Here is a 25,095-nt window from a genome sequence, read left to right as displayed (position 1 = left end):
GATCAGGTTAGCGCTGCTTTTATTTTTTCCAGGTAAAAGAGATCGTTATAGTATTCCTTGTACGTTGCGGCATATACCTGCAAGATATTGCCGGGATCAATGTCATTTTGCTCTTCGAATAACAGGATGCCCTCGGCAATTTCCGAAGCGCTGGCTGCTGCTGAAAACTTAAGCGCATATTTGCCGAGATCGATATGCTGTTCAAAAGAGTCGACCACATTGGTATAGACAGGTATAATGCCTGCTGACAAATAAGTATTCATCTTGGTCGGCGTCGCTACCCGGTTCACTATATGATCTTCCCGGAGCAGGAATCCGTACTTGTATTCTTTCAGCTCTTCGTCCAGCTGATCAAGCGGGCAATATTTGACCGTCACGTTTTTTATACCATATTTATTAATCAGCTGCTGTGCTTCCTTTTGCTGACCGGTCAGCAGCGTTAAAGTTGCTTCGGGCAGCCGATGCTCTATTTCTCTGAAAACCATCAGGGTTTTATCTATGCTTTGCCAGGTAGCCATACTGCCGGCATAGACAAAGTTAGGCTTTTCAAATTTGGACGGAATACTAAATGCAGTATGGTCCAGCTGCTTATTATAGCAAGGTACGATCAGGAAATTATTTTTCCGGTAATGGTATTTTTTTCTGTAATGCGCTAACATGGCCTCCGAGACCATTATGTTGAGCCGGGAACGATGCAGCGCCAGGTACTCGGCCAGGGTCCAGAGCCATTTTCTGAGCCAGGGACCTCCCAGCAGGTCATTTTCTTCTGGCACTATTCCTTGGAACCAATTGATCTTGAGCTGAGATGGCCTTTTCAGAAGTGCTGACAGGAAGAATTTGGCTTCGATGGTAATGATGACATCGGACTTTTCAACGGCCGATAAGCGCTCGACTCTATGCACAGTTCCGCCCAGCTGTTTTACAGCCGTTTCAATAAGGGTAATGTAGTAGTCCGTCGCATCGTTTATAGACGCCGGGGATGCCAGTATCTTGTAGTTCATTTTATTAGTCGTCAAGCAGTGAAGATACGATCCGGGAACAGGCCTGCCCGTCACCATATGGGTTATGGCTTTTGCTCATTTGCTGATACCTCTCAACATCCGTCAGCAACGACCTGCATTCTTCGATGATCAGGCTTTTGGATGTACCTACCAGCTTTACTGTTCCCGCCGCCACGGCTTCAGGCCTTTCGGTAGTCTCGCGCATCACCAGCACCGGCTTGCCCAGGCTGGGCGCCTCCTCCTGTACACCGCCACTATCGGTCAGGATCAGGTAAGACTTGTTCATCAGCCATACGAATGCCGGATAGCTCAGCGGCGCGATCAGCTCTATGTTCTCATTATTGCTCAGGTATTCGTAAACCGGCTTCTGAACATTGGGGTTCAGGTGTACCGGGTAAATGATCTGCACGTTTTCTTCGCTGGCGACTTCACGCAGCGCTTCGCATATCTGGATAAATCCGTCCCCGAAATTTTCGCGACGGTGCCCTGTTACCAGCACGATCTTCTTCCCAGGCTTGAGGATGCGTTCCAGGTTCTCTATCTCCGCATCTTCATATTGCTTCAATCTATCAACGGCCCATAGCAAAGCATCGATCACCGTATTTCCCACTACTTTTATGTGCTCACCGGCAACATTCTCCTTCAGCAGGTTTTCCCTGGATGTCGTGGTAGGAGAGAAGTGAAGATCGGTAAGCCTGCCGGTAAGCTGGCGGTTCATCTCCTCCGGGAAAGGAGCATATTTATTGAAGGTGCGCAACCCGGCTTCTATATGACATACTTTTGCGCTACTGTAAAAGGCTGCCAACGCGGCCGCGGTGGAGGTGGTGGTGTCGCCATGCACGAAAACGTATTCAGGCTGGAAAGACGCTAATACCGGCTTTAATCCTGTGATCACATCGGCGGTCAGCTGGTACAGGTTCTGATCGGGCCGCATCAGGTTCAGATCAAAGTCAGGGACCAATCCAAAGAAGGCCAACACACTATCCAGCATTTCCCTGTGCTGTGCCGTGACGCAGACTTTGGTATCGAAGTGCTGATCATTTTTATAAAATTCAATGATCAGGGGCGCCATTTTTATGGCTTCCGGTCTTGTTCCGAAAATGATAAGTATCTTTTTACGAGAGTGGTTCATAGCAATCGGGCTAACAGTTTTTGTTGATTAAATCGACCAGGTCTTTTGCTATCACGTCTCTGTTGAAGCTATTGATATAGCTAAGATCCAGGTCCTGGCTCATCCTGCTTCCGGATAAAAAATCGGCGTATAGCTGCTTCAGAGTCGTAAAGCATTCATCACTGCTCCGGACAAAAATTCCCTGTCCCGATTTCCTCATCGTATGCTCCAGGATATCATTGTCGCCGGGGCAAAGCAGCACAGGCTTTTTCAAAGCAAGGTATTCGTACATTTTGCTGCCGGGAACCCCCGTCATCCCTTCATACTTGATCAGCAACAGCACATGCGCCCGTTGCTGCAACCGCACACAATCGGCCTTGGAGATTTTCGGCATTAAATCGAAATAGCTTTCGTAGCCTTTGATATATTCCTTTACCCTGTTCCAGGCTGTGAGCTGCTCCTCCAGGCCAATAAACCGTACTTTGAACCTGACAGATCCGGATGTATGATCAACCAGCTTTTTTACGCCTTCCAGGAATATCTCTACCGGCTGACGTTGCGCAAGTGAACCGGAATAACAAATCGTGAAATCTTCTTCAGACCCTACATTGGAAACATCTTTATAATTTTCAGCAACAAAACCATTGCTGCTTACAAAGCCGGGCCTTTTGATCAGCCTGGCAATCTTATCGACATAAGGCTGTGACACCGACACAAAAAAATCAAAAAACGATAGCCATCTTTTTTCAAAGTAAGAAGTATAACGATCCAGCAGCCTGGACAGCCTGCTTTTTAGGTGAAGGTCGTTTGTGGTCCAGTCGTCGCGATAATCAGCAATCAGATGCAGGTTTTTGAAAGTCTTTTTCAATCGCGCACCGACCTTAAACTGATTAAAGGGAGCCGCTGAAATGATACAATGGCCAATATTGTCACTCTTTATTTTTTGCCGGGAAAAACGCAGCATACTCCGGTAAAAAGGGCTCAGGCAAAACAGAAAAGGCAGCTCCAAAAAGCTGTAAAAGAAGAAGAACAGAAGGTAAACTTTGTTCAGCTTTGTGTTGCCCCAGCGACGATAAGCCTTATCCAGCCAATCCATTTTATAGGGCAAAAAATGAATTTCGTAACCATCGTGAAATTCTGAAATAATCTCAGTACCCGAGTCTTGCGCCAAGTCGCCATATCCGGCAGCCTTGAAGTGCCAGTTACGGGTGACAACAACCGGATAAAAGCCAAAACGTTTAAAGGATCTCGCCCAGGAATAAGATCGCTCTGAAGCGGTAAAATTACCAGGTGGAAAAAAGTAGCTGAGTATTAATATTTTTTTCATTTAACAAGCAGACCATCGTTCCTTTTAATTGCTGCTCACAGGTCTTGTGTGTATCATTCTTCTTTCGCACGAAGCAATCCGGATAATTAATTGTAAACTTTTGAATAGCGCTGTCCACCTTATATGATCTGCGCCGCCATCAGCTGCCTCCAGGTGTTGTGCGTGGAATCGTTCGCGTTTTCTGCAACGATTTCTTTAGCGATTATATTTTTATGCAACACGCCTTCATTCACTAATTTGGCCCTGGCATCTGAAAGCTTTTGTACAAAATCGGGGTTTTCCATCCAGGATTTCTGAGGTGGCTCATAGCCGATCTTATCTTTCCGCCAACAAATGCCTTCGGGTAACTCTTCGGAGAATGTTTTTCTCATAATCCATTTGGTCCAGCCTTCACGCATTTTAAAGCTGGCAGGTAAGGTAAACAGGAAATCCACCAGCTCATGCGACAAAAACGGCAGCCTTACTTCGCGGCTGTGCGCCATGCTGTTCCTGTCGGCATAGCGAAGCAGCTCCTGCAAGCCGCCATTCCGGTAAGTGCTGTTGTAAAGCGCTTCGTTAAGGCTCCGGGGATCACTGCCGCCGGCAATTTCTCCCTTTCTGTTCTGCTGCATGAAATCCTCATCAAAGAAATTTTTGTATTTCTGCGGCCTCAGCGTCTTATTATAAATAGCCCTAAATGGGCGAATAAGAAATGGAAGCGATTCAGCCAGGCGTTGTTTATTGCTATAGCTGATCACACCGTTCACGCCGTTGTCCTGATGCATGTTTACATAGCTGGCCCACTCGCTTTTGTATATGCGCTTATCGGTATTGCGCAGCTCTTTAAAAAAACTGTAATAATAACCATGATAGCCTGCCAGCAGTTCATCGGCGCCCTGCCCATCCAGCAATACAGTCACATTGTGCGCTTTCGCAAGCTCCATTACTTTGTACTGGACATAAATGCTGGCGCTTCCAAAAGGCTCTTCCTGGTGGTAGGCTATCCGCTCCAGGTCCCGAATCATCCCTTCGTCATCGGGCGTTACAAAATAAGGATCTACGCTGGTGCGATCGATCACCATCTTCATGAAGCGGCTCTCATCTTTATGAAAGCCAGGAAAGACGGCGCTGAATGTTTTTTGCTCCGGGTCGTTAGCACCTCTCAGCCGGTCAATGGTCGCTACCACCAGGCTGCTGTCGAGACCGCCGCTAAGACTGCTGCCCACCGGCACATCGCTCCGTAGCCTGCGGCTGACAGAAGTATAAAACAGCTCATGAAACCGCTGCTCCGCTTGTTGCTCGCTGATGCCGGAGTCAGTATGCCGCCATTCAATATCGTAGTATTTCTTTATTTCCAGCGTAAGGCTACCCAGATCAATTTTTATATAATGGCTGTGCGGTAGCCTGCTACAATGCATATAAAAGGTTTCTGCTGCATTGCCGGGGTCCTGCAGTAAGCCTCTTTGCAGGTAATTGTAAAGCATCCGGTTATTGACCTTTTTCTCAACGCCTGCAGCCCACAGTGCTTTCATTTCGCTGCCGAATATAAAATGCTGCCCCGGCACGTAATTATAAAAGAAAGGCTTTTCACCAAAGCGGTCCCGGGCACAAAAGATGTTCTGTTCCTGCTTATCATAGATAACAAAGGCAAACATCCCATCCAGAAGCTGAAGGCATTTTTCCTTATCCCTGTGGTAAAGGGCCGCCAGCACTTCCGTATCGGAGGTTGTTCTGAAAGTATAGCCCTGCCGGATAAGAACATCTTTCAGCTCCAGGTAATTGTATATCTCACCATTAAATACGATCGTATACCGGTCGAGATAATGCATGGGCTGATCGGCCTCATGACTGAGATCGATAATCGACAGGCGCCTGTGCCCCAAGCCTACTTTCCCGCTTTCGCTTATCCACTGCCCATCGCCATCAGGTCCGCGGTGGGCGATCATGTCTGTCATGCTCTTCAGCCGCTCCTCTGATACCGCTTTAGGGTTGACGCTAATGATACCGGCAATTCCACACATATATTACTGTTTTCAAATTCAAGGGCAAAATTGCCCCTTTTATTTTAATTAAATCTTTTAAAGTTCGGGGGTACCAGGGAGATTATACTATCGCAGCTTTACGGCCATCTTATTCCCGATTTAGGAGGCACATTAGGTTTGTGATCATATCCGATCCCGGATTATACGGACAATTTCTTCGGCAGCATTTCCTTTACCATACAGATCTGCAATATAAGTTCCGCAAGGTTTATCTATTTCTTCCTGTAAATGCTCTAGGTTATGGAACAGCAAAGTATTCCAGCCATGTTCCAGCGTTTCCGTCCATTCTGTTTCGCTACGCAGCGTGATGCATTTACGTTGCAGCATGTAGGCTTCTTTCTGCATCCCGCCGCTATCCGTAATAACACAGGAAGCATATTGCTGGTAAGATATGGATTCTACATAACTTACAGGGTCAATAAAGAGAATGTTGGAAAACTGTTCCCGGCTAAGGCCAAAAGATTGCATACGGGCAACAGTTCGGGGGTGTATGGGTAATACCACTTTATGCTTCAGGCCGTTAAGGGTCTTGAGCAGGTAAGTCAACCGGGCATCCTCGTCCGTATTATAGGGCCTGTGGACCGTTGCGAAATAATAGGGTATTTCGAGTTGCCGCCTGATCTTATTGCGTACCAGGTATAAAGTATCACACATAACATCGCCACTTAGGAAAATACCATCATGGCTGATACCTTCCCGGTCAAGGTTTTGAATAGCCTGGCTGGAAGGGCAAAAGAGCAGGGTCGCAAATTCGTCTGCAACAATACGGTTTACTTCCTCCGGCATAGCCCTATTGAAACTTCTCAACCCGGCTTCAATGTGGATTTGTGGTATATGCATCTTTGCCGCTACCAAAGCCGCGGCAAGCGTGCTGTTGGTATCACCGTATATCAGCAGCGCATCGGGAAGCTCTCGCGCACAAACCTTTTCTATTTCTGTCATCATCAACCCGGTTTGCTCACTCTGGGGTTTGCTGCCTCCTATATCGAAAAGGTAATCGGGGCGGGGAATATTCAGCTCATCAAAAAAAACAGCACTCATATTAGGATCGTAATGTTGTCCCGTATGAATTGTCATGGAATGAAAATATCGCTGCAACTGTAATTGCATAGAGGCATGCTTGATGAACTGTGGTCTTGCGCCAATAACAGAAATAATCTTTTTCACTTAAAGTAATTTATATCCAATTCAGAAATAGAATATCTTAGCGGTCAGGGTTTAAGCAAAGCGGTCATCCGTTCGAGCAGCATCCCGCTTAAGAAATCTGCTGACAGCCTATAAGCATTTTTATCAGCGTTTTGCTTATAGTAATTAATATCCTGTATAGTTAAACGGCGTACTGCCAATGCCATCGCCTCTGCTGTAAAGTCATCTGCTGCCAGGCCAAGATTGTAAGATTCTACAACATTTTTCATTTCGACGGAGGGGCTGACTACAGTGCATAACCTGGCCTGGATGAACTCAAAAAGTTTGTTGGGGAGCGCTGCCCTATTATTAAAATTGCCCGGTTTAATGTAATACAAACCGATATCGTATCGATTGATAAACGGCACGATTTCATTAAAAGATACCGGTTCGATCAGCCTGACGTTTTCCGTTTTTTCCGCCAGCTGACATAGCTCCCCGTAATATTCAGGATCGCTCTTCATAAGCATCAAATCAAGGACATAGCTATTTCCAAGCAGCTGCGCAGTTTCAATCATCAGCTCAATGTTCCGCTCACGGATGCAGGCACCATGCTGAATGATCCTGATTGGCCCCTTTGTGTCCGTAACGATGGGGGCAATATTTTCCCGGAACAGCGCGGCATTAGGAATTACGAGAGAGGGAATTCCGAAATACCGCTCGCATTCTTTGGCTATGGTGTCGCATACGTTGATCAGCAGGTCCAGCCGGTGCAGATACTTACGATACAGGTTCACATAATATTTGCCGGCAGATTCCAGCCAGCCGGGCTTATCCTCAAATTCAAGAGGATAATATTCATGTGCATTAAATACCAATTTGAATTTATATTTATCCCTTAGCTTTGTGAAGTAAGGCATATTTTCCGGCTCGTGAATAATGATAATATCGGGCCGGATTCTATCGACAAGCCTGGCCCTGCGCTTCAGAGAAAAAGGAAATGCCCACGTAAGCGGGCGCCCCCGGGTAACCTTGCGTAAGGCATAATGTACCAGCCGGTCAAAGAAAGGAATATGATTATCCTCATGAATATTCTCCTGAACATTATCCTGTTTTAAAGGAGTACTGCCAGTAAGATATATTTCAAAAGCAGGAGCCAGCGCGTTCACCTCTCTAATGATACGAGGTGCATTGTGAGCGGTACGGGAAGAAAATATCAATAATCTGGGTTTCATTAAAAGCCGGCCCGTTTTGCCATTTATCATTTTAAAATAGACAGCAAAAATACAGCATAAACAAGCGCGCGCTGCAACCAAGGGCTATTTTATATATTACAAGATAATATCAATGAAAAGCAGATCGCTTTCATGCATTTTAAAAACGCCGATATAAAAAAATTGAGATCAGAGGGAATACTGTCACGCTAATCAATAAGCCCATGATCAGGCAACAGACGCGATAAAACGTTACCTTCCGCACACCATTGACAAGGAGCAAATTTAATGCATTTGTCCCTCATTCCCGAATTAAAAGTACTGATGGCCAGACTTCAGCCATTATTTCAGCTGCGTTAACGTTTTACAAGCCGGATATTTTCAAAGTTGTACCCGATGCCTTTGTAGTTGACCCGGAGTATATATATGCCGTTGTCCAGTTCTCTCAGCGACATAACATGGATACCATTTTTAACTGTTATTGTTTTAATATGGCGGCCAGTCGCATCGAGCAGATCTACATCGGCTGTTTCACCCTTAGGCAAGCCGATCAGTATATTGACTTCCTCCTTTGCCGGATTAGGATAGGCTACAAATTTTCCTTTATTCAGAAGCACCGACCTGGTATAGTAAATACAACCATTGGTATTGGTAACGCCTACATGATACATACCGTTTCCTATAAAGTCGGTAACCGGTGCCTCTGTAGTATCGACAGGCACATTATCATAATACCAAATATAGTTAGTCCCGGTATTGTCGGTTTTCACATGCAACCCATCGAGGTAAATGCCCAGCGGATCCTTTAAAGAATCGTTGACAACATTGAGCTCGACATCCGGATATATAGTGCATCCTGTCATATCAGTAACGCTGTGCACCTGGAAGGAACCGGGAGCAAACTGATGATAAATGATGCCTGTGGTTGTTTGCAAAACATCGTCAACATTATTATTCGTAACCTTAATTTCATAAGGGGGATTTCCTGTAGGAATTTTCAAAGCTACGGTTCCCAGATTGCTGGCACAATTGTATGCTGTTACTTCATAGCTGAAAGTTAAAGGTGCATAGTCGATGGTTACCGTCGAATTTATAGCAAAAGCACATCCATTAAGATCCGTTACCTCATTAAATTCATAGACACCATTATCCAGCCACAGCGTATCCGTTCCGAGGGTATCTGTACTGTTGCTGCCCAGCGGAGTTGACAGGAGCTGCCCTCCATAGGTGTAATATAATTTTATGGGCAAATTCCCGCTGGACCCAAACACACAATACCCTTTTTGCTGTACACAATCATAGCCAGAAGCCAATAGCTGTGCTCTTGGCAAATAGCTTTTAAACAGGAATATATCTGACAACGCTACTGCACATCCATTGAAGTCGGTGAGCTGCTGCAGCTGCAATGTCCCGTTACCCGACCATAAGGTATCTGTTTCCTCGCTCGTAAAGAAGGTATAGCTGGTACCATCAAGTGTATATTGTATCTGCCAGCCGGGTGTCCCCGCAAACTTCAATGCCACATAATTGCTATCCTTGCTGCAGCTGAAGCCCGAAGCCAATACAGATAAGCCGGGGAGAGAATCTGTCAGGATCAGATTCGTATCCACAATGTAGGCACAATGGTTATTGTCGGAAAATGAGCTCAGATGATAATTCCCTCTCGAAACATATACACTGTCATAATTGTGCCCAAACAGGAAGGAATCGGGTGTGCCATTCCTGGTATAATAAAATGTATAGGGACTGTCTCCAATCAGCTGCACTTTTAGCAAAAAGGAGTCTCTTGAACAATCGAACTGTATCTGGGTGCTTACCAGGCTTGGCAGGTTCTCATCAATAGTAAGTGTCTGATTGATCGGCTGCACGCATCCGTTGCTATCAGCTATCGAAAGGAAAGTATAGGTCCCGTTCAGCAAATACAGCGAATTATTGACGCTATTGGTATTTACGGTTACGGGCGTGCTTCCCGACAAGTAAGAAAGCGTCCATGGCGCTCTTCCGGCCAGCGCATAATTGAGCTGGGTTTGCCCCAAAAGGCATAAGAAGCCATTTCCTGTTATTTGAAATTGAGGAAGGCTATCGTGTACAGAATAGGTCTCATTGATCGCCTGTATACAGCTATTACTGTCACGGACAGCGTAAAAATGATATTCGCCATTATCAACGGTCAGCGTAGCAGGGCTTGCCAGGAATGTAGCACTATCGCTAATGCCATTCTTTGAATAATGCAGGACCCAGGGGGCTTTGCCTTCCAGCTGAAAGTTCAGCCTGGTCATGCTGCTGCTGCAGTCGAAGGAACGCGACAGGAACGTATATCCGACAAGGGGTTCGTTTAGTATAAACTGCTGGGATAGGTTGATGGTACAATTATTACTATCCTTAAGCTGGTAAAAACTATAATTGCCGTTATTCAGGTATAAGGTATCAAGACTGGCGCTAAGCATAAAGCTGTCGCTGTTTCCGTTCTTGTTGTAGTAAAGGACCCAGGGTGCTCTTCCGCTTAGCTGTATCATCATTTCCGTTCTGTTGGAATCGCAGCTGTAGGCTTGCGCCAGGATCTGAAATTGCGGGAGGCTATCCTGTACTCCATAATCCTCATTGATAACCTGCACACAGTTGTTGCTGTCGCGGACATCATAAAAATGATAATCGCCATTATCTACGGTCAGGGTAGCAGGGCTTGCCGGCAATATAGCACTGTCGCTAACGCCATTCTTCGAATAATGCAAGACCCAGGGCGCTCTGCCTCCCAGCTGAAAATTCAGCCTGGTTTTACTGATACTGCAATCGAAGTACCGGGACTGGAAGGCGTAGCTGATAGGGGATTCATTAAAATTGAAGACCTGACCAATTGCTTTATGGCATGAATTGGAATCCGTCACATCAATAAACTCGTACAGACCGTTATCAAAATAAAGATTGGTGTCGCTGGTATTCAGGACAACCTGGGCGGCTATCCCGTTTTTTTTATAGCTGATGGTCCAGGGCGCTCTTCCTTCTACGGCAACATGAATTTGCATCTTGTTGCTGTCGCACGAATACTGCGGCTGCAGAGAGTCTATAGCAACCAGCGAATCGGCAATGTCAAAGGTTTGTGTCAGCACTTTATGGCAAGTGTTGCTGTCTGTAACATTCAAAAAGGTAATGTTCCCATTTTGCAGCGCATACTGCCTGGTATTTGTATGGATGGTATCGTTGTAGAGAGAGCCGTTATAATTATAATTTACAATCCAGGGCGAGGTTCCGCTCAGCTGTATCCTCAATTGTGTATTGTTGCTGTCACAATTAAAATACCGGGAAGTAACCTCAAAGTTCACAGCCGAATCTTTTACATACAGCAAGGTGTCGCTCCGGTACCCCGGGACAGCGGTAGCATCATATAAGTTGGATACACTATAGCTACCTTCCTGCGTTAAGGTGATGTCGAATGTATCTGTATTTGAAGTATAGCTATTGTATAATGTCGAGTTCCTGTAAACATCAAACGAGAATGGCGGCTGGCCACAAAAGGTAATACGGGCGATCATGCTGTCAGTGGTGCAGCCGGTATCAAGCGCCTCTATAAATGGCTTGGGCTTGCGCTGGACCCTCTGTACAAAACTATCAATGACAGAACAATAGGGGAAAGAGTGCAAGGGGAAAGCATAGAAATAAGCGACATTGGGTAACGGTCCAAAATAGTTTTCCGTATAATGATTCGAATTTTCAACCTGGCCATCTGCCTGCGACCAAGCAAACAGAAATTCGCTATTAGCATGTATAATATTATTCTTCGTAACGGACGGGGGATGCAGATTATAGGTATTCCCGAAATACTTTTGCTGCAGGAAGATCTGGCTTTGGACCAGGTAGGTAGCCGCCGTATAACCGCCAGAAATCAAATAGCCATCAACATCAACTTCGGATAGGCTCATAATGGTATTAAGCCCTCCGTGGGAGAGCGCGAGCACCACTACTTTCTTGTATTTACTTTTCAACAGCTTCAGGAAAGCTAAAAATTCTATGTTGGCATTAACGCCTAATTTGTGACCCGTTCCGTCAAGATAGTTCAATAAATAGGCGGAGCCAATTTCGGTCGCCAGCTTCCGGTCATTCCATAGAATAGCCCGCCAGTCTTCATTGGGCTTACAATAAGTAAATACATCCCCATATTGTTTCAGATTGTTTTTGGTATCGCAAAACAAGGAATGGTAGCCTGTACCTGTAGCAACCTGATTCGTGCAATTGGTCCCCGAGCCGGGAAAAATAAAAAAGGCAGTCTCGCAGGAAGTAGCTGTATTTGTACCTGGCGTATACAAAGCGCTGGTCGTCCTGGCAAAGCCATCCAAAGAATAATCCAGATTAATAATGGGATCGGTTTGTCCTAAACCAAAGCCCAGGCTATCATAGTACCAGTTATAATTATTGTTCAGTGCCGTATCGTAATAGAACTGGGGGGCTATTTGCAGTCTTTTATAAGAACCCCAGAAATTGGCTTCTGTAAAAGGGAATAGCGAATCCAATCTATTCAAAAGATCCGGTTTGGAAACAACCGGCTGCATTTGAAATATATAGGGATGGCTTGTATCATAACTGTAAGCCGGATCTGTAAAATTCTGATTGAAGAAAAAGCTGTCCATCGGAGAAAGCTGCGCTCCGGCCAGATGAGCATAAGCCAAAAAGAAGCCCAGCGAGATATGCCTTACTATAGCCCTAGCAAGTCTGCCTCCTCCTTTACCATTGATCACTTCAGTACAGCTGTTGTAAAGATTTTTTTTCTCCATTCGTATGTGTAAATGTAAATAGATTAAGTATATAGAAAATAATTAAATGAATATATTAATTTTTTTTATTAATCAAAAGGCACGAGTTTGCACGCCCGGAGAAGTAAATAATATCCTCCGGCACATCAAATTGCCATAAATAGTTTTGGTGAGACTTTTTCTTAAATCAAGACAACGCAGATCCAGCGTCTTTTTGTGCCATAGAGCAAGACTGCGTCTTATTTATTTCAATTGTCAATACTTCTGCATTCGGGCATTTTAACCGTTTCATTAACGCTATTTACACCCGAATATTGGAGCTGAGGCCATATTAAATATGAAGCCATGTAGCTTCACTAGCATAAAGCATTTAACCCAGCAAATTTAGGACATGAATAAATTGTGAACAATAAAAGGGAGAAGGAAAGCTCATCAATTAAGCAAATTTTTGCTTAATTTGTTTAATTAGAATATTAAATTCACTCATAAACAGTCTATAAACACTAAAATAAAACAAAAGAATTACACAAATTTTAACGCAGAAGGAGAGCACAGGACTTAGATCAGTAAAAAAGAGCCTTCCTAGTAAACCCAACAGGAATGCAATAATGAGTGCAATCGCTAGCTTGCCAAATTCATAAGGTATAGGATAGTACTTTTGCGAAACATAGAAAATATAGCCTGGAATAATCAATTGCCCCAGCAATAATGCCAAGGCAGCACCTTCCTTACCGAATAAATTTACCATAGGAACGATCAAGGCAACAGATACAACGGATGCTACTATAACCGCCTTTGCATAGGGTGCCGTTTTCTTCACGATCCCACATCCAGTCATGCCAATAACACAAGTGCTAGTAAGAAAAACATTAAATATCAAGATGCTACCTACCCAAGCAGCAGGATAATATTTTTCGTTTGTAAAAACGCGTAGCAAGTCAGGAATGAACAGCATCATTCCCAAGCATATCCCGCACATGAAGATAACATACACGGAAAGCGATACACTGTATATACGTTTTGCATCAGGCGAATCGGCGATGGAAAAGGCGAAAGGACTCCAAGCCTGGCCTACAGCCATCGTAACTAGTCCAATTACCGATGCTATTGTATTACCCATATAGTACAACCCTGCCTCAGAGAAGCTCAGTTTTGATTTCAGATAATAATTCAAAAGGAAAGCCAATGCCTGGCTGGCAATATTGGCAGGAACAAACGGTACTGCATATCGAAGCATATTTCCGAGCAGCTTCCTGTTAAAGTATTTGGGAGAAAGCCAGCCTTTTAAAGTAAAAATAGCATATAGGCTTCCTAATGTAAAGCTACTGAGCTGACCAATGACGAATCCAATTGCACCGAGTTTCAACTGTAGAATACAATAAGCAGAAAGGATGATGCTTAGACCGGCCGTGGCAACAGAATAAAAAAAAGCACCCCAAGGCTTGCGTTGCAACCTGTACCAGGCTTCCAAAATGTTGGGCAGCGCGTACATCAATAAAGCAAGCGACATTAATGTTACTAATTCGATGCTTTTCCTGGTATCTTTGAACAGAAATACACCAAGAGGCCCTCTGAACAGAAAGAGCAGAAGCGCCAGAATAACGGAAGTTGCCAGTTGAAAATAATACCACGTAGCTAGGGTATTCCGCTTTGTAGCCTCATCGTTGCCGCTATCGAAATAATAGCGGTAGGTAGCGCTATCCATAGCAAAGACAACAAACAAGAATGTCATGTAGAATGAGGAACTGTACATTCCTATAATGCCATACTCGGCAGGAGAAAGCGCCTTCGATAATAAAGGCAGCATTAAGAGCCCCACGAACCGGATAAGAATACCCGAGAGCCCATAAACCACACTTTCGCCTGCTAATTTTTTAATATGCTGGATAGCGCTCATTTTTATCCGTTCGATTTATCAATTCTGTACTGCTGTGCGCAGCCATTATTAACAGCAATAATTCATATATATCTGAAAAAAGTATCTACCAGCTGCCATGCCTGGACTGCCGGGTTGTATTCCTGCTCGTAAGCCTTCCTGGAATTTATCTTCCAGGTATTAATAAGATGCCTGTTCTCTATGCAGTATTTAAAAGCTTGCTGCATATTTTCGACCGTTGCATCCTGGTAAACAAATCCGTTCTGGTACTTTTCGATAAATGGGATTAACGGGTAGCTTGCGGGAACAATGAGCGCGGTACCCGCTGCAGTGTTCTCAAATGTCTTAAAGCCGCACGCATATAGATGATTGGCAACATTCATTCTGGCCATCGTTAAGCCGACATCGAATTGTGTGGCTTCAACTGTCAGCATTCTGGTGTCTACGGGATCCAGGAAGAAGACCTTATGCTCGAGATTATTTTCTGCAACCAGCTGCTTTAAGTGCTCTTCAAAATTTCCGAAACCCCTATAGTAGAGTTCGGCATTGTCGATATCCTTCATGGCCAGGATCGCGTTCTCCAGGCCGCGGTTTATGAATAAAGCCCCGTGGTAATAAAACCTCACAGGTCTTTTATCATAATCGTCCAGGGCCGACCAGATGCCGGGATTATCGGGGCAGATTGTAAAGGAGATAAGCTCTTTGTCTTCCAATCCGTATTCCTTCAACAGGTAATTTCCTAAAACGTCGTTTACACTGCCGATAATAATATCTGCATGGGTAAGCCCCTTCCTTTCGATATTGGTCATTAGTTTCTTTAATCTGTGATCTGTATCAACAACCTGCTGCGCATATATTTCGTAGATAAAGTAGGCGACAGGCTTCCTGAAAAAAAACTTTAACCTTTTCGAGTTTTCAAGCGCTTCAGTTTCCAGGCAAAGAACAAGGTCAAATTTCAGGAAGAACAGCCTGAAGAAAGAAAGGAAATTATACAGGTACACATGTATGTATATGCTGACTCGCCTCCCCAAATTCTTGCCACTCAATTTCAGGAGTCTTCTCAGAATTTCATGCAACAGGTCCAGCAGCTTTACCAAGCGATGATTCCCGATATATTTTATACCTGGAGCTTTTGCCTCCTCAAAACTTCTTTCCTTACCTACAATGACAATCTGGTAATCATTTTGTAGCGCCTTTACAAAGCTGACCAATGCTGGATTTCTCTGACTTACCCCATTGTTCAATATTAATACTCTCTTTTTTCTCAATTATATAAGTCTTTATTTTTCCCAAATAATACTTATTGCTTCTATTTGCTCATTTTTTTCGCAGGATTACCAATCCAGACTTCTTCAACAGGTATAGGCTTGGTAACGATTGCGCCCATGCCTACTGTGCTGTTGGCACCTATTATGATTCCATCGCGAATAGCTGAAGCTGGAGCAACCCAAACATTATCTTCTATAACCGTACTACCTCCGATCATTGCCAGTGCGATTACAACTGAGTTCTGACCGACCACGACGTTATGAGCAATATGAACCAAATTATCAATCTTGGCCCCTTTCCTGATAAGCGTATTCCCAAGCGTGCCCTTATCAATACAGGTATTGGCGCCAATTTCCACATTATCTTCAATAACAACGCCGCCAATATGCGGGAATTTTTCAAATTCTCCCTGCTCATTTTTTGAATAGCCAAATCCATCAGCTCCTATAACAGTTCCGGCATTAATAGTAACATGCTTACCTACAGTTACATTACTATACAAATGGCAGTTACCATGAATTACGGATCCCGCGCCTATAATACAGGCCCCGATGCTTGAATTAGGCCCTATATATACTCCTTCTGCTATTACCGCATCAGGATGGATAACAGCAGAGGGATGAATACCCGGCACTATCTTCGGAGAAAAGAATTCGGAAGCGATCCTTAGGAAAATCAGCTTTGGATTGTCAACGATAAGGCAGCATTTACCATTATCCTTAACCCGGGACACATCCACAGAACTATCACAAATAATAATATCTGCAAGCGTTTCATCCAGCAGTTGCTGCTTATCTTTTCGCAATGGAGAGACCCAAACAAGCGACTCCTGATTGGCCTCATTGATTACCTTAATGTTTGTAAAGTACTTTCCGGAGGGATCTCCTGCAATACTATATTGAGGTACCAGGGCAATAAGCTCTTCAATTGAAATTTTTCTCATTACCAATCTATATTTGGGGTATTAAGTTTAACCAAGGCTGCTTTATAAAATTCTCTGTTTTTTTCGGCTCTTAGTGAAACGCATCGATCTATCTTCTGCCAGGGAGACATTGGCTCTTGCTGCCACCATTCCGGATGAGTCAGTATATGCAGACAAGGGGCTGAGGCCTCTGCCAACAGTTCTTTTAATCGTTTAAAACGCCAGCGGCCATGACTATCGGAGCAGTATTCCACGTTCTCTTTGAAATATGATGCATAAGTATTGATCAGCCCGGCATAGGTCCACGCTTCACAAGTCATGGTAAAGGGCGTAGTGACGTGAAATGAAAATACTTTGATGTCTATTTTAAATATTTCTTCCAGCCAACGTTTTTCCTGCAGCAAGTATTTATTGAGATCTTTTTCATTATTAATGCCATAATAATGACTGTCGAAGTGCAGGCCAATCTCATGCCCCAATGCAATAATTTCTTTCACCAGATCTGTGATCTCCTTCTCGAACAGGTTGTAATATTCACTATGTGGCAATATAAAAAAAGTAGACTTTACACCATTCTGATGTTCAATTTGAGCCAGGTTTCTTGCTGCATGCATTGAAAAGTCCACATCATGCCGCCAAAGAATAAAACGCTCATCCTTTCCAAAATCATGGAAAGATCGAAATATATAATCTTCCTTCGCCTTCTTAATCAGCAGATCATATTCAGACAAGGTAAAATCGGAGAAATGGTATCGTGTCGCATTATCCATAAAAAAAATTTACACTTATTACTCCCGGCTCATCGTTTCCCGGACCATTGTTTTTACTGTATGGGAGCTATTATTACCTCCTGCAATCCCCTCATTATGGTACAATGTTCGAAATCAAAATTGGGTGTTATTGCCTCGCCGAGTAAATATTTTCTCACCATTATATCAGGCTCATTATAACCAGCCATAGCCCGTAAAGATGTAGTTCCCGAATATCTCGGATTGATCTCGAACACATAAACTTTACCTTCGTAATAGCGACACTGAATATTCAGAGCGCTTCTTGCACCCAAGGCCAGCGCCAACCGCTCACATGCCCTGGTTACCATTTCATACTTTCCCACTTCGCCCTGCGATATACCACTACTGACAACGAGGTGCGATCCTAAGTCTCGTTTTCCTGTCCTGTTCTTAATTTTGATCTTGTTACCCAAACCTGCTATAATATTGCGCCTAATACCTATGGAATTGATTAAAGTGCCTTCCATATCAATTAACACGCCTATAGTATATTCATGGTCCGCGGTACCCACATACTCCTGAACGATATACTCGTTATAAATGGTCAAAAGATATTTTCCAAATACGATCAATTCCTCTTGTGTTTGCGCAATCATGATGTTCGCAGAGCCACTGCCGCCCACGGAGGGTTTGAGCACGGCTGGTAAAAAGTCGATTTTCCCCAAATCGGCTTCAGCGCTCACATGTTGAGACTTAGGATATGCAAATCCATTTTCCTTTAAGAAAGTAACCGTTTTGAATTTATCAAAACATATATCCAACACTTCCCGAGGATTGATCGGCAAAAAAATACCTGCTGCAATAAACGCTTCATAGTGATCGCTGATTGCTTTCAGCTCCGGCTCCGACCCTGGAAATACAGCTTTCACATCATATTTTGCACAAAGAGTGAGCAGCTGGAGTATATAACCAGGATCATTGGCAAAAGGAACGATGTGTGGGATATCAACTTCCATCAAACCTTTACTTTGTTCCGTAACGTCAGTGCCAACAATTTTATAATTGACCGTTTCCGATAGCCGTAGCGATTTGATCAGTTGCTCTCCCAAACCACCTCCTCCTACCCCGGTGACTAAAACTGTAATGTCATGTTTCATGAATAGGCTTGTTGTTTCTTCTTAATACTTCTTTTACAGAGTCGTGAATATCATTCTCGTATTTTTTCAGAACCAGATCAATATCCAGGCATAGATGATTCATTTCAATATTGTCTGTGACCGTATCATATAATGCCGCTGTTATTACATTACCGATATCCCTTGAAAATCCACAGGAGCCCACATTGACAATCAGCTTCTGGTTTATTTCTTTTATAAACGAGCGGTGCGTGTGCCCCATAAAAATAACATCATAGGGTACATGTTCAAATTGCTCAACGGACGTATCCGGATAAAAATAGCCATTCAAAGGATTGTGAGGGCTACCGTGAACGAATAGCACGCGCTTCCCATCGATATTCAGCTCTCTAAATGGCGTAAGGCGCTCCATGAACTTTTCATTCGCAGCTGACAATTTTTCCTTCGATTGCTTCAACCTGTAAATATCTTCCTTGCTTTCTTCATAGGCCAGGAATCCCAATAACATTGCATCGTGGTTACCCATCAGGGAATGAATCTTTGCACCGGTCCTCAATTCATCGATTATCTCATTGGGGAAAGGAAAATAACCAACGGCATCTCCCAAAAAATAAATTTCATCAGCAACCGATCTGAGCCAATGCAGGCATTGCTCAAATCCAATTTCATTGCCGTGAGCATCAGAAAATATCCCGATTTTCATCTTTATAATGATTGACCCAATGAAGTATGCCGTCCCTAAGCCGAACCTTCGGCTTCCATCTTAAAAACTTCTCCGCCTTTTCAATAGAGAAATTAGCCTTGTACGCTTCCTGCTCATCGGCTGCCCCCGAAGAGGTTATTGTACTCTTGCAGCCAGGAATCAATCCAACGATAAGTGCTGCCAGTTCCCGCATATTTATTGGTGCTCCACCTGAAATATTGAATACACCATTTGCCGAAACATCTGCTACATGCGCTGCCGCAATTGCAGAAGCGACATCAGATGCAGCAGTAAAGTCCTGTTCCCTGTTTCCTTGTCCATGATAAGAAATAGGCTGGTCAGATAACGCTTTCTCAATAAAGATTTTCAAAACGGTACTGTTCCGTTGCTCCGGTGCATAAGGAGCATTAATTCGCAGGATTATTTTCTTCTTCTCCGACAACAGTCGACCTATTTTCTGCTCTGTTTCATACTTACCCCGGCTGTAAAGATTGTTGATGTTCACGACACTTTCCTCGTTCCTTTCATCTTTGGAAAGCCCATAAACACTTGTGGAAGAAATAAAGATCAAGTGCGCTCCATTCTCTTGTACCGCAGCAATAATATTGTCATCTATTTGCTTATTCTTATGATAAATCTGCTCGGTATCTGCAAAGGTTACAGGAATCTGGGCTGCACAATGGACAACAGTATCGTTTTCCGATAATATGCTTTGCGGGATATGGTCTTTGGCCAGATCTAAAATAAGATAAGGCCAGGGAGCATTGGCTGCCGGCCTCGTACGTTCACTATATATTCCCAAAACATCGAATCCCCTGCTGTGCAAATCACGCATAGCATAGGAACCAATGAGGCCACCAGCCCCGGTAACTATTATCCTGTTTCTGACATTCATAGTATCGGAAAATTATTATTTACCGCTACAAAGCAGAAGCAGCAATGTACGCAGCTAACTGCTTATCCATTTTGCTGCCGCCTGCCCCATCTGTAACCTACACAATGCTTTTAAAATATTCAGCCGTATTTCTGATACCCTCCTCCAGATCGACTTTGGCTTTAAAGCCCAGCACCTCTTCAGTTTTAGTCACACTGGGTATCCTCAATTCGATATCGGCGCTTAAGGCTGGTTTGTGACTGATTTTGGAGGATGAGCCCAGTACGCGGCAAACCGTTTGCGCAAGACCCAGTGTAGTGATTACGGCCCTTTGGTTGCCCAGGTTAAAGCTGTGACCAACGGCTTTAGGATCTTCGATACACCTGATCAGGCAATCGACAAAATCATCTACGTAGCACCAGGCCCTGATCTGGGCACCATCGCCATTGATGAATATCTCTTCGTTCTTCAACGCTCTTTTAATGAATATCTGCAGCGCGCCTTCACCTGTTTGTCCCGGCCCGTATACGTTAAACGGCCTTACTGTTACTACCGGCAAATTGTACTGCTTGTAATAGGCGTGCGCAAGATGTTCGCCGGCCAGCTTACTAACCGCGTATACCCAACGGGCCTCCCCGGCCGAACCCGCAACGGTGTTGTCCTCTTCCGTAGATTTATAGGCCATGGACCCAAATATTTCGGAAGTAGAGAAATCGATAAAGCGGTCCTTTACCCCATTCTTATGGGCTGCCTCCAATGCGTTGGCGGTACCGATCATGTTTACGGTCATTGTCCGCACCGGGTCTTTTACTACAGTATCAATACCGGCGATACCCGCCGCATGCACAACAATATCTGCACCCTTCATACTTTCCGTCAACAGGGGAAGGTCCAGCACATCTCCTTTAATGATCCTGATGTTGGGATGATCTGCAAGTCCGCTGCCGCTCAGCGTATCCCGGTGAAAGTTATCATACACGGTGATCTTGTTGTGCTCAACATATTGCCGGATCAAAGTGTTAGCAATAAACCCGGCTCCTCCGGTAATGAAGATGTTCTTGTTCGTTATCATAGTTTATTTACTTTTTGCGCAATTGCTGAAATTTGTTTGTCGGTCAGTTTTTCGTAAAGTGGCAAGGCTATTCCTTTTTGATATGCTCTGAGCGCATTGGGAAAAAGGGTGGCCGAATCCAATTCATATTTTTTCAGATAATACTTCTGAGCAGGAATACACTGGGCGCCATAGTTCACGCCAATATTTTCGTTTCTTAAAGCCTGTATTGTATGTGCCTGGTCAAGATCTTCGCCCAGCAGCACATGGAAGGTTTGCCAGGTATGGTTCATTCCCTTGGGGACATATGGCAGCACTATTCCTTCGCGCTTAATTTCATTGAAATATATTTCTGCCAATCGCTGCTTGTCCTTCAATATGGTCTGCAAGCGCAGTATCTGGCTATAAGCCAGCGCTGCCTGAATGTCCGTCATACGGTAATTGAAGCCGGCTTCCTCGAATATCATTTTCCCGCCCTCCATCTCAATGCCGTGGTTCCGGAGCTGCCGGAGCTTTTGTTCAAATGCCGGCGAATTGGTCGTAATGATGCCGCCTTCCCCACTGGTTATAGATTTCCTGGGATGCAGGGAAAAAGATCCGAAATCGCCGAAGCTGCCTACAGGCTGGTCATTCTGAGTAGCTCCCAAGGCGCAGGCTGCATCTTCGATCACGAATAGGTTATGCTTCTTCGCCAGGACGCATACCGATGCTATATCGCATGCCAGGCCAAATTCATGAACCGGAATGATAGCCCTGGTGCGGCTGGTGATCTTTTCTTCTATTCCCGCAACATCTATGTTGAACGTCGCAAGATCAATATCTACAAAAATAGGTGTGGCTCCTACCAGCTCCACAACGTTGGCTGTAGCCACATAAGAGAATGCAGGAACGATCACTTCATCTCCCGGCCCTATGCCCAACACTTTCAGGGCGAGATGCAAAGTTGCAGTACCGTTAGATACAGCTATTGCCGCACCGGTATTCGTAATTTGCCTGAATTCGCCTTCCAGCTTATTTACATAGGCTCCCTGGATCAGCATTCCTGATCTTAGAACCTGGTTGACCAGTTCGATATCCGCGTCCCGGATATCGGGGCTTGCCAAAGGGATGAAATCCATAGTTTTTAGTTTATATATTCACTGATGATATAATCGGCGATGGCCAGCGATGCCGTAGCTCCGGGCGAAGGCGCATTTAAGACATGCACCTGCCGTCCCTGCCTGATCACATTAAAGTCCATGATTAGCTTTCCCCTGGCGTCCATAGCCTGGGCCCTTACACCGGCAGTTCCTTTCACAAAATGCTCCATCTTTATATCTGGTATCAGCTTTTGAGCCTTCTTCAGGAAAGCTTTTGCATTAATGGAGCTATAAAATTCGCCCATACTAAAAGAGAAGTTTTTAGCAAGAAAGGCCATGAAACCCTTGTAGGTGACTGCATCAACCGTATCCTTAAGGGAAAATTGCGTGTTCACATATCCTTCTCTTTTTAACGCAAATACGGCATTGGGGCCTACTTCCCGTGCACCCGATATCATCCTGGTAAAATGCACGCCCAAAAAGGGATACTCTGGATCGGGCACGGGATATACCAAATGGTTGACCAGATGCTTTGCTTCGGGTTTCAGCATCATATATTCTCCCCTGAAAGGCACGATACGCAACGGCCTCCTCTGACGTGTAAATTGCCGGTATATCCTGTCAGAATGAAGGCCTGCGCAGCTTACTACGGCATCAAGCTTCCATTCCTTTGTGCCATCTGATACAATCACCTCATTATTCCCCTCCACTACCTTATTGATCCTGGTACCCATCAGCACGGCTCCATTCCTGGCCAGGATAAGCTCCTTTAGCTTTTGCATTACCGCTTTATAGTCCACGATTCCTTCCTCCGGCACCAGCAATGCCTCTTTTGCCGAAACATAGGGTTCGCGTTGCGCCAAGGCCGCTCCCGTAAGAAATTCCAATCCCTGCAAGCCATTTGCAGTACCCCGCGCATGTAAATTTTTAAGGAAGCCGGCCTCTCTTTCATCTGATGCGACGACTACCTTGCCACAAATTTCATGCTGTATCTCGTGTTCCCGGCAGAATGCAGTCATCTGCCTTATGCCGGAGACAGCCAGTTTTGCCTTTAAAGATCCGGGCTCATAATATAACCCGCAGTGCAGCACTCCGCTGTTGCGGCCCGACTGGTGCATTCCGATTTCCGCATCCTTTTCAAAAACAATGATCTTCTTATCCGGATACCTCAGCTGCAGCTTATACGCCACGGCCAACCCTACGATACCTCCTCCTATGACGCCTAGTGCTGATTCCATTATTACTTGTTCAGAGCGTAAATTTTCTCGATAATGTCTACCACTTTAAGGCCTTCAAGCGCATTAGTGGTAATGGCCGCCCTGCCTTTCAGCACATCCACAACATTCTCGATCACATAGTGATGGTTGGCCGCCGAGCCTTTGTAAGCGCCATAGTCGTTGCCGGGATTGGTAGGCGCCAGCTGGGGCATTTCATAGTCCTTTACATGGCAGTATTCTACCTTATCCATATATTGACCACCGATCTTTATGGAGCCGTTCTCGGCTATGATCGTCATAGAGCTTTCGAGATTCTGGTTCCATACCGAGGTGGAATAGTTAAGGCAGCCCATACCACCATTCACGAAATCAAAGCTTACAAAGCCGCTGTCTTCGAAATCGGTCAGGTCCTTATGGTTAAAGTCGTTGAACTTGCCCTGGATATTCTGGATATCGCCGAACAGCCAGTACATGATATCGATGAAGTGCGAGAACTGGGTAAACAGCGTACCGCCGTCCAGGTCCTTTTTGCCATGCCAGCTGTCGGGCTTGTAGTACCGGTTGTCACGGTTCCAGTAGCAATTCAGCTGCATCATATAGATCTGTCCCAGCTTACCGCTTTCGATCAGCTCTTTGATCCAAACGCTGGGCGGGGAGTAGCGGTTCTGCATCACAGCAAATACCTGCTTGTGTACGTGCAGCGCCTTGAAAATGACCTTCTCCGCATCCTGCTTGTTCAATGCCATCGGTTTTTCGATCACGATGTGCTTGCGTGCGTCAAGCGCCTGCAGGGCCTGCTGCGCATGAAACCCATTGGGCGATGCGATATTGATCACATCGGTCTCAATACCGGATGCCAGAAAGGCTTCCAGTGAACTAAAAAAGGGTACGTCGTAGCTCTCAATACCCAGCTGGCTTTTTTCCTTAACATCGATCAATGCGACCAGCTCGCTTTCGGCATTGCGTTTTACCATTTCCGCATGCCTTTTACCAATGTGGCCGCATCCTATTACGGCAAATTTTACTTTCTGATCTGAAGCAACCATTATTTCAAAGTAAGTTTATTATTTACGTGCGCTATAGCAATAATCATGCCATAGCTTATACGATCCGGGTTACCCCGTTTTCGCCGAGCTCATATTCCTGGCCGCTTTCGGGGCAGGTGGCCTTATTGGCCGCATCAAACTCCAGCCGGTGGCCATATTCGCTCATCCAACCGATCTGCCTGGCCGGATTGCCTACCACCAACGCATAGGAAGGCACTGTTTTGGTAACCACGGCGCCGGCGCCTATAAAAGCGAAGGCGCCAATGTCGTGTCCGCAAACGATAGTAGCGTTTGCACCGATAGAGGCGCCTTTTCCTACATGCGTTCTGGCATATTGCCCGCGGCGGTTGACGCCGCTGCGCGGATTGATAACATTGGTAAATACCATGGAAGGACCGAGAAATACGTCTTCATCGCAGGTTACGCCTTCGTAGATAGAAACGTTATTCTGGACTTTTACATTCCGGCCCAGCACTACGTTGGGAAAGATAACACAGTTCTGGCCTATGTTGCAGGCCTCACCGATAACACATTTAGGCATGATGTGGGAAAAGTGCCATATTTTGGCATCCTTTCCAATGGTACAGCCTTCGTCGATAACGGCTGTTTCGTGTACATAGTAATCAGGCATATTCCTGGAATCGTTA

20 protein-coding genes are annotated in these 25,095 nt (G+C 44.9%); 1 reads left to right on the top strand and 19 read right to left on the bottom strand.

The features are described from left to right. Positions 1-2: 2 nt before the first annotated feature. Genes DZC79_RS15205 through DZC79_RS15195 form a run of 3 tightly spaced genes read right to left on the bottom strand, consistent with a single transcriptional unit; the run spans position 3 to position 2,980 of the window. A complete protein-coding gene (locus DZC79_RS15205) occupies positions 3-1,001 on the bottom strand; it encodes a glycosyltransferase family protein (protein ID WP_118952459.1) in 999 nt (332 codons plus the stop codon). Between the two features lie 4 nt (positions 1,002-1,005). Beyond that, positions 1,006-2,133 (bottom strand): non-hydrolyzing UDP-N-acetylglucosamine 2-epimerase, encoded by a 1,128-nt coding sequence (wecB, locus tag DZC79_RS15200; protein ID WP_118952458.1) that lies wholly within the window; start codon positions 2,131-2,133, stop codon positions 1,006-1,008. Between the two features lie 10 nt (positions 2,134-2,143). After that, a complete protein-coding gene (locus tag DZC79_RS15195) occupies positions 2,144-2,980 on the bottom strand; it encodes a glycosyltransferase family protein (RefSeq protein ID WP_157977181.1) in 837 nt (278 codons plus the stop codon). 48 nt (positions 2,981-3,028) lie between these two features. On the opposite strand from DZC79_RS15195, the gene DZC79_RS21310 reads away from it, so the two are divergent. After that, on the top strand, positions 3,029-3,253 hold the full coding sequence (locus tag DZC79_RS21310; protein WP_157977180.1) for a hypothetical protein: 225 nt from the start codon (positions 3,029-3,031) through the stop codon (positions 3,251-3,253). A gap of 305 nt (positions 3,254-3,558) precedes the next feature. Here DZC79_RS21310 and asnB read toward each other — a convergent pair whose 3' ends face one another. The 16 genes from asnB to DZC79_RS15115 all read right to left on the bottom strand — a co-directional run bounded on the left by asnB (position 3,559) and on the right by DZC79_RS15115 (position 25,079). Then, complete coding sequence (gene asnB, locus DZC79_RS15190; RefSeq protein ID WP_118952456.1) at positions 3,559-5,439, bottom strand: asparagine synthase (glutamine-hydrolyzing); 1,881 nt, start codon at positions 5,437-5,439, stop codon at positions 3,559-3,561. A 144-nt stretch (positions 5,440-5,583) separates the two neighbouring features. After that, on the bottom strand, positions 5,584-6,627 hold the full coding sequence (gene wecB / locus DZC79_RS15185; RefSeq protein ID WP_118952455.1) for a non-hydrolyzing UDP-N-acetylglucosamine 2-epimerase: 1,044 nt from the start codon (positions 6,625-6,627) through the stop codon (positions 5,584-5,586). A 44-nt stretch (positions 6,628-6,671) separates the two neighbouring features. Then, complete coding sequence (locus DZC79_RS15180; RefSeq protein ID WP_157977179.1) at positions 6,672-7,820, bottom strand: glycosyltransferase; 1,149 nt, start codon at positions 7,818-7,820, stop codon at positions 6,672-6,674. Between the two features lie 335 nt (positions 7,821-8,155). Then, positions 8,156-12,313, bottom strand: a complete 4,158-nt coding sequence (locus tag DZC79_RS15175; RefSeq protein WP_157977178.1) for a T9SS type A sorting domain-containing protein — start codon at positions 12,311-12,313, stop codon at positions 8,156-8,158. Positions 12,314-12,980: 667 nt separating this feature from the next. Next, positions 12,981-14,441 (bottom strand): lipopolysaccharide biosynthesis protein, encoded by a 1,461-nt coding sequence (locus DZC79_RS15170; protein WP_118952452.1) that lies wholly within the window; start codon positions 14,439-14,441, stop codon positions 12,981-12,983. A gap of 62 nt (positions 14,442-14,503) precedes the next feature. After that, the gene (locus DZC79_RS15165) at positions 14,504-15,688 is read right to left on the bottom strand and encodes a glycosyltransferase (protein ID WP_157977177.1); all 1,185 of its coding nucleotides are present in this window, start codon (positions 15,686-15,688) and stop codon (positions 14,504-14,506) included. A gap of 41 nt (positions 15,689-15,729) precedes the next feature. Next, entirely contained in the window at positions 15,730-16,632 is a 903-nt protein-coding gene (locus tag DZC79_RS15160) for a UDP-3-O-(3-hydroxymyristoyl)glucosamine N-acyltransferase (protein WP_118952450.1), read from the bottom strand. Next, positions 16,632-17,381, bottom strand: a complete 750-nt coding sequence (locus DZC79_RS15155; protein ID WP_118952449.1) for a polysaccharide deacetylase family protein — start codon at positions 17,379-17,381, stop codon at positions 16,632-16,634. The genes DZC79_RS15160 and DZC79_RS15155 overlap by 1 nt, the downstream gene beginning before the upstream one ends. 53 nt (positions 17,382-17,434) lie before the next feature. Then, on the bottom strand, positions 17,435-18,499 hold the full coding sequence (locus DZC79_RS15150; RefSeq protein WP_118952448.1) for an ATP-grasp domain-containing protein: 1,065 nt from the start codon (positions 18,497-18,499) through the stop codon (positions 17,435-17,437). Continuing rightward, positions 18,489-19,181 (bottom strand): metallophosphoesterase family protein, encoded by a 693-nt coding sequence (locus DZC79_RS15145; RefSeq protein WP_118952447.1) that lies wholly within the window; start codon positions 19,179-19,181, stop codon positions 18,489-18,491. The genes DZC79_RS15150 and DZC79_RS15145 overlap by 11 nt, the downstream gene beginning before the upstream one ends. After that, the gene (locus DZC79_RS15140; RefSeq protein ID WP_118952446.1) at positions 19,159-20,076 is read right to left on the bottom strand and encodes an NAD-dependent epimerase/dehydratase family protein; all 918 of its coding nucleotides are present in this window, start codon (positions 20,074-20,076) and stop codon (positions 19,159-19,161) included. The genes DZC79_RS15145 and DZC79_RS15140 overlap by 23 nt, the downstream gene beginning before the upstream one ends. 97 nt (positions 20,077-20,173) lie before the next feature. Further along, a complete protein-coding gene (locus DZC79_RS15135; protein ID WP_118952445.1) occupies positions 20,174-21,127 on the bottom strand; it encodes an NAD-dependent epimerase/dehydratase family protein in 954 nt (317 codons plus the stop codon). Beyond that, the gene (locus DZC79_RS15130; RefSeq protein WP_118952444.1) at positions 21,124-22,224 is read right to left on the bottom strand and encodes a DegT/DnrJ/EryC1/StrS family aminotransferase; all 1,101 of its coding nucleotides are present in this window, start codon (positions 22,222-22,224) and stop codon (positions 21,124-21,126) included. The genes DZC79_RS15135 and DZC79_RS15130 overlap by 4 nt, the downstream gene beginning before the upstream one ends. A 5-nt stretch (positions 22,225-22,229) precedes the next feature. Beyond that, complete coding sequence (gene lhgO / locus DZC79_RS15125; RefSeq protein ID WP_118952443.1) at positions 22,230-23,423, bottom strand: L-2-hydroxyglutarate oxidase; 1,194 nt, start codon at positions 23,421-23,423, stop codon at positions 22,230-22,232. 2 nt (positions 23,424-23,425) lie between these two features. Continuing rightward, the gene (locus DZC79_RS15120) at positions 23,426-24,448 is read right to left on the bottom strand and encodes a Gfo/Idh/MocA family protein (RefSeq protein ID WP_118952442.1); all 1,023 of its coding nucleotides are present in this window, start codon (positions 24,446-24,448) and stop codon (positions 23,426-23,428) included. Between the two features lie 55 nt (positions 24,449-24,503). Continuing rightward, a complete protein-coding gene (locus DZC79_RS15115; RefSeq protein WP_118952441.1) occupies positions 24,504-25,079 on the bottom strand; it encodes an acyltransferase in 576 nt (191 codons plus the stop codon). Positions 25,080-25,095: the final 16 nt, after the last annotated feature.

Source organism: Taibaiella helva, from assembly GCF_003545695.1.
In the GTDB taxonomy this organism is placed as follows: Bacteria; Bacteroidota; Bacteroidia; order Chitinophagales; family Chitinophagaceae; genus Taibaiella; species Taibaiella helva.
This window is presented reverse-complemented; position numbering and strand designations above follow the sequence as displayed.

What these genes read in the sequence shown, in the direction of transcription:
- DZC79_RS15205 (WP_118952459.1), bottom strand. Translation starts at nt 1,001, where the DNA reads ATGAACTACAAGATACTGGCATCCCCGGCGTCTATAAACGATGCGACG.
- wecB (WP_118952458.1), bottom strand. Translation starts at nt 2,133, where the DNA reads ATGAACCACTCTCGTAAAAAGATACTTATCATTTTCGGAACAAGACCG.
- DZC79_RS21310 (WP_157977180.1), top strand. Translation starts at nt 3,029, where the DNA reads ATGGCCAATATTGTCACTCTTTATTTTTTGCCGGGAAAAACGCAGCAT.
- asnB (WP_118952456.1), bottom strand. Translation starts at nt 5,439, where the DNA reads ATGTGTGGAATTGCCGGTATCATTAGCGTCAACCCTAAAGCGGTATCA.
- DZC79_RS15180 (WP_157977179.1), bottom strand. Translation starts at nt 7,820, where the DNA reads ATGAAACCCAGATTATTGATATTTTCTTCCCGTACCGCTCACAATGCA.
- DZC79_RS15170 (WP_118952452.1), bottom strand. Translation starts at nt 14,441, where the DNA reads ATGAGCGCTATCCAGCATATTAAAAAATTAGCAGGCGAAAGTGTGGTT.
- DZC79_RS15160 (WP_118952450.1), bottom strand. Translation starts at nt 16,632, where the DNA reads ATGAGAAAAATTTCAATTGAAGAGCTTATTGCCCTGGTACCTCAATAT.
- DZC79_RS15155 (WP_118952449.1), bottom strand. Translation starts at nt 17,381, where the DNA reads ATGGATAATGCGACACGATACCATTTCTCCGATTTTACCTTGTCTGAA.
- DZC79_RS15150 (WP_118952448.1), bottom strand. Translation starts at nt 18,499, where the DNA reads ATGAAACATGACATTACAGTTTTAGTCACCGGGGTAGGAGGAGGTGGT.
- DZC79_RS15145 (WP_118952447.1), bottom strand. Translation starts at nt 19,181, where the DNA reads ATGAAAATCGGGATATTTTCTGATGCTCACGGCAATGAAATTGGATTT.
- DZC79_RS15140 (WP_118952446.1), bottom strand. Translation starts at nt 20,076, where the DNA reads ATGAATGTCAGAAACAGGATAATAGTTACCGGGGCTGGTGGCCTCATT.
- DZC79_RS15135 (WP_118952445.1), bottom strand. Translation starts at nt 21,127, where the DNA reads ATGATAACGAACAAGAACATCTTCATTACCGGAGGAGCCGGGTTTATT.
- DZC79_RS15130 (WP_118952444.1), bottom strand. Translation starts at nt 22,224, where the DNA reads ATGGATTTCATCCCTTTGGCAAGCCCCGATATCCGGGACGCGGATATC.
- lhgO (WP_118952443.1), bottom strand. Translation starts at nt 23,423, where the DNA reads ATGGAATCAGCACTAGGCGTCATAGGAGGAGGTATCGTAGGGTTGGCC.
- DZC79_RS15120 (WP_118952442.1), bottom strand. Translation starts at nt 24,448, where the DNA reads ATGGTTGCTTCAGATCAGAAAGTAAAATTTGCCGTAATAGGATGCGGC.
- DZC79_RS15115 (WP_118952441.1), bottom strand. Translation starts at nt 25,079, where the DNA reads ATGCCTGATTACTATGTACACGAAACAGCCGTTATCGACGAAGGCTGT.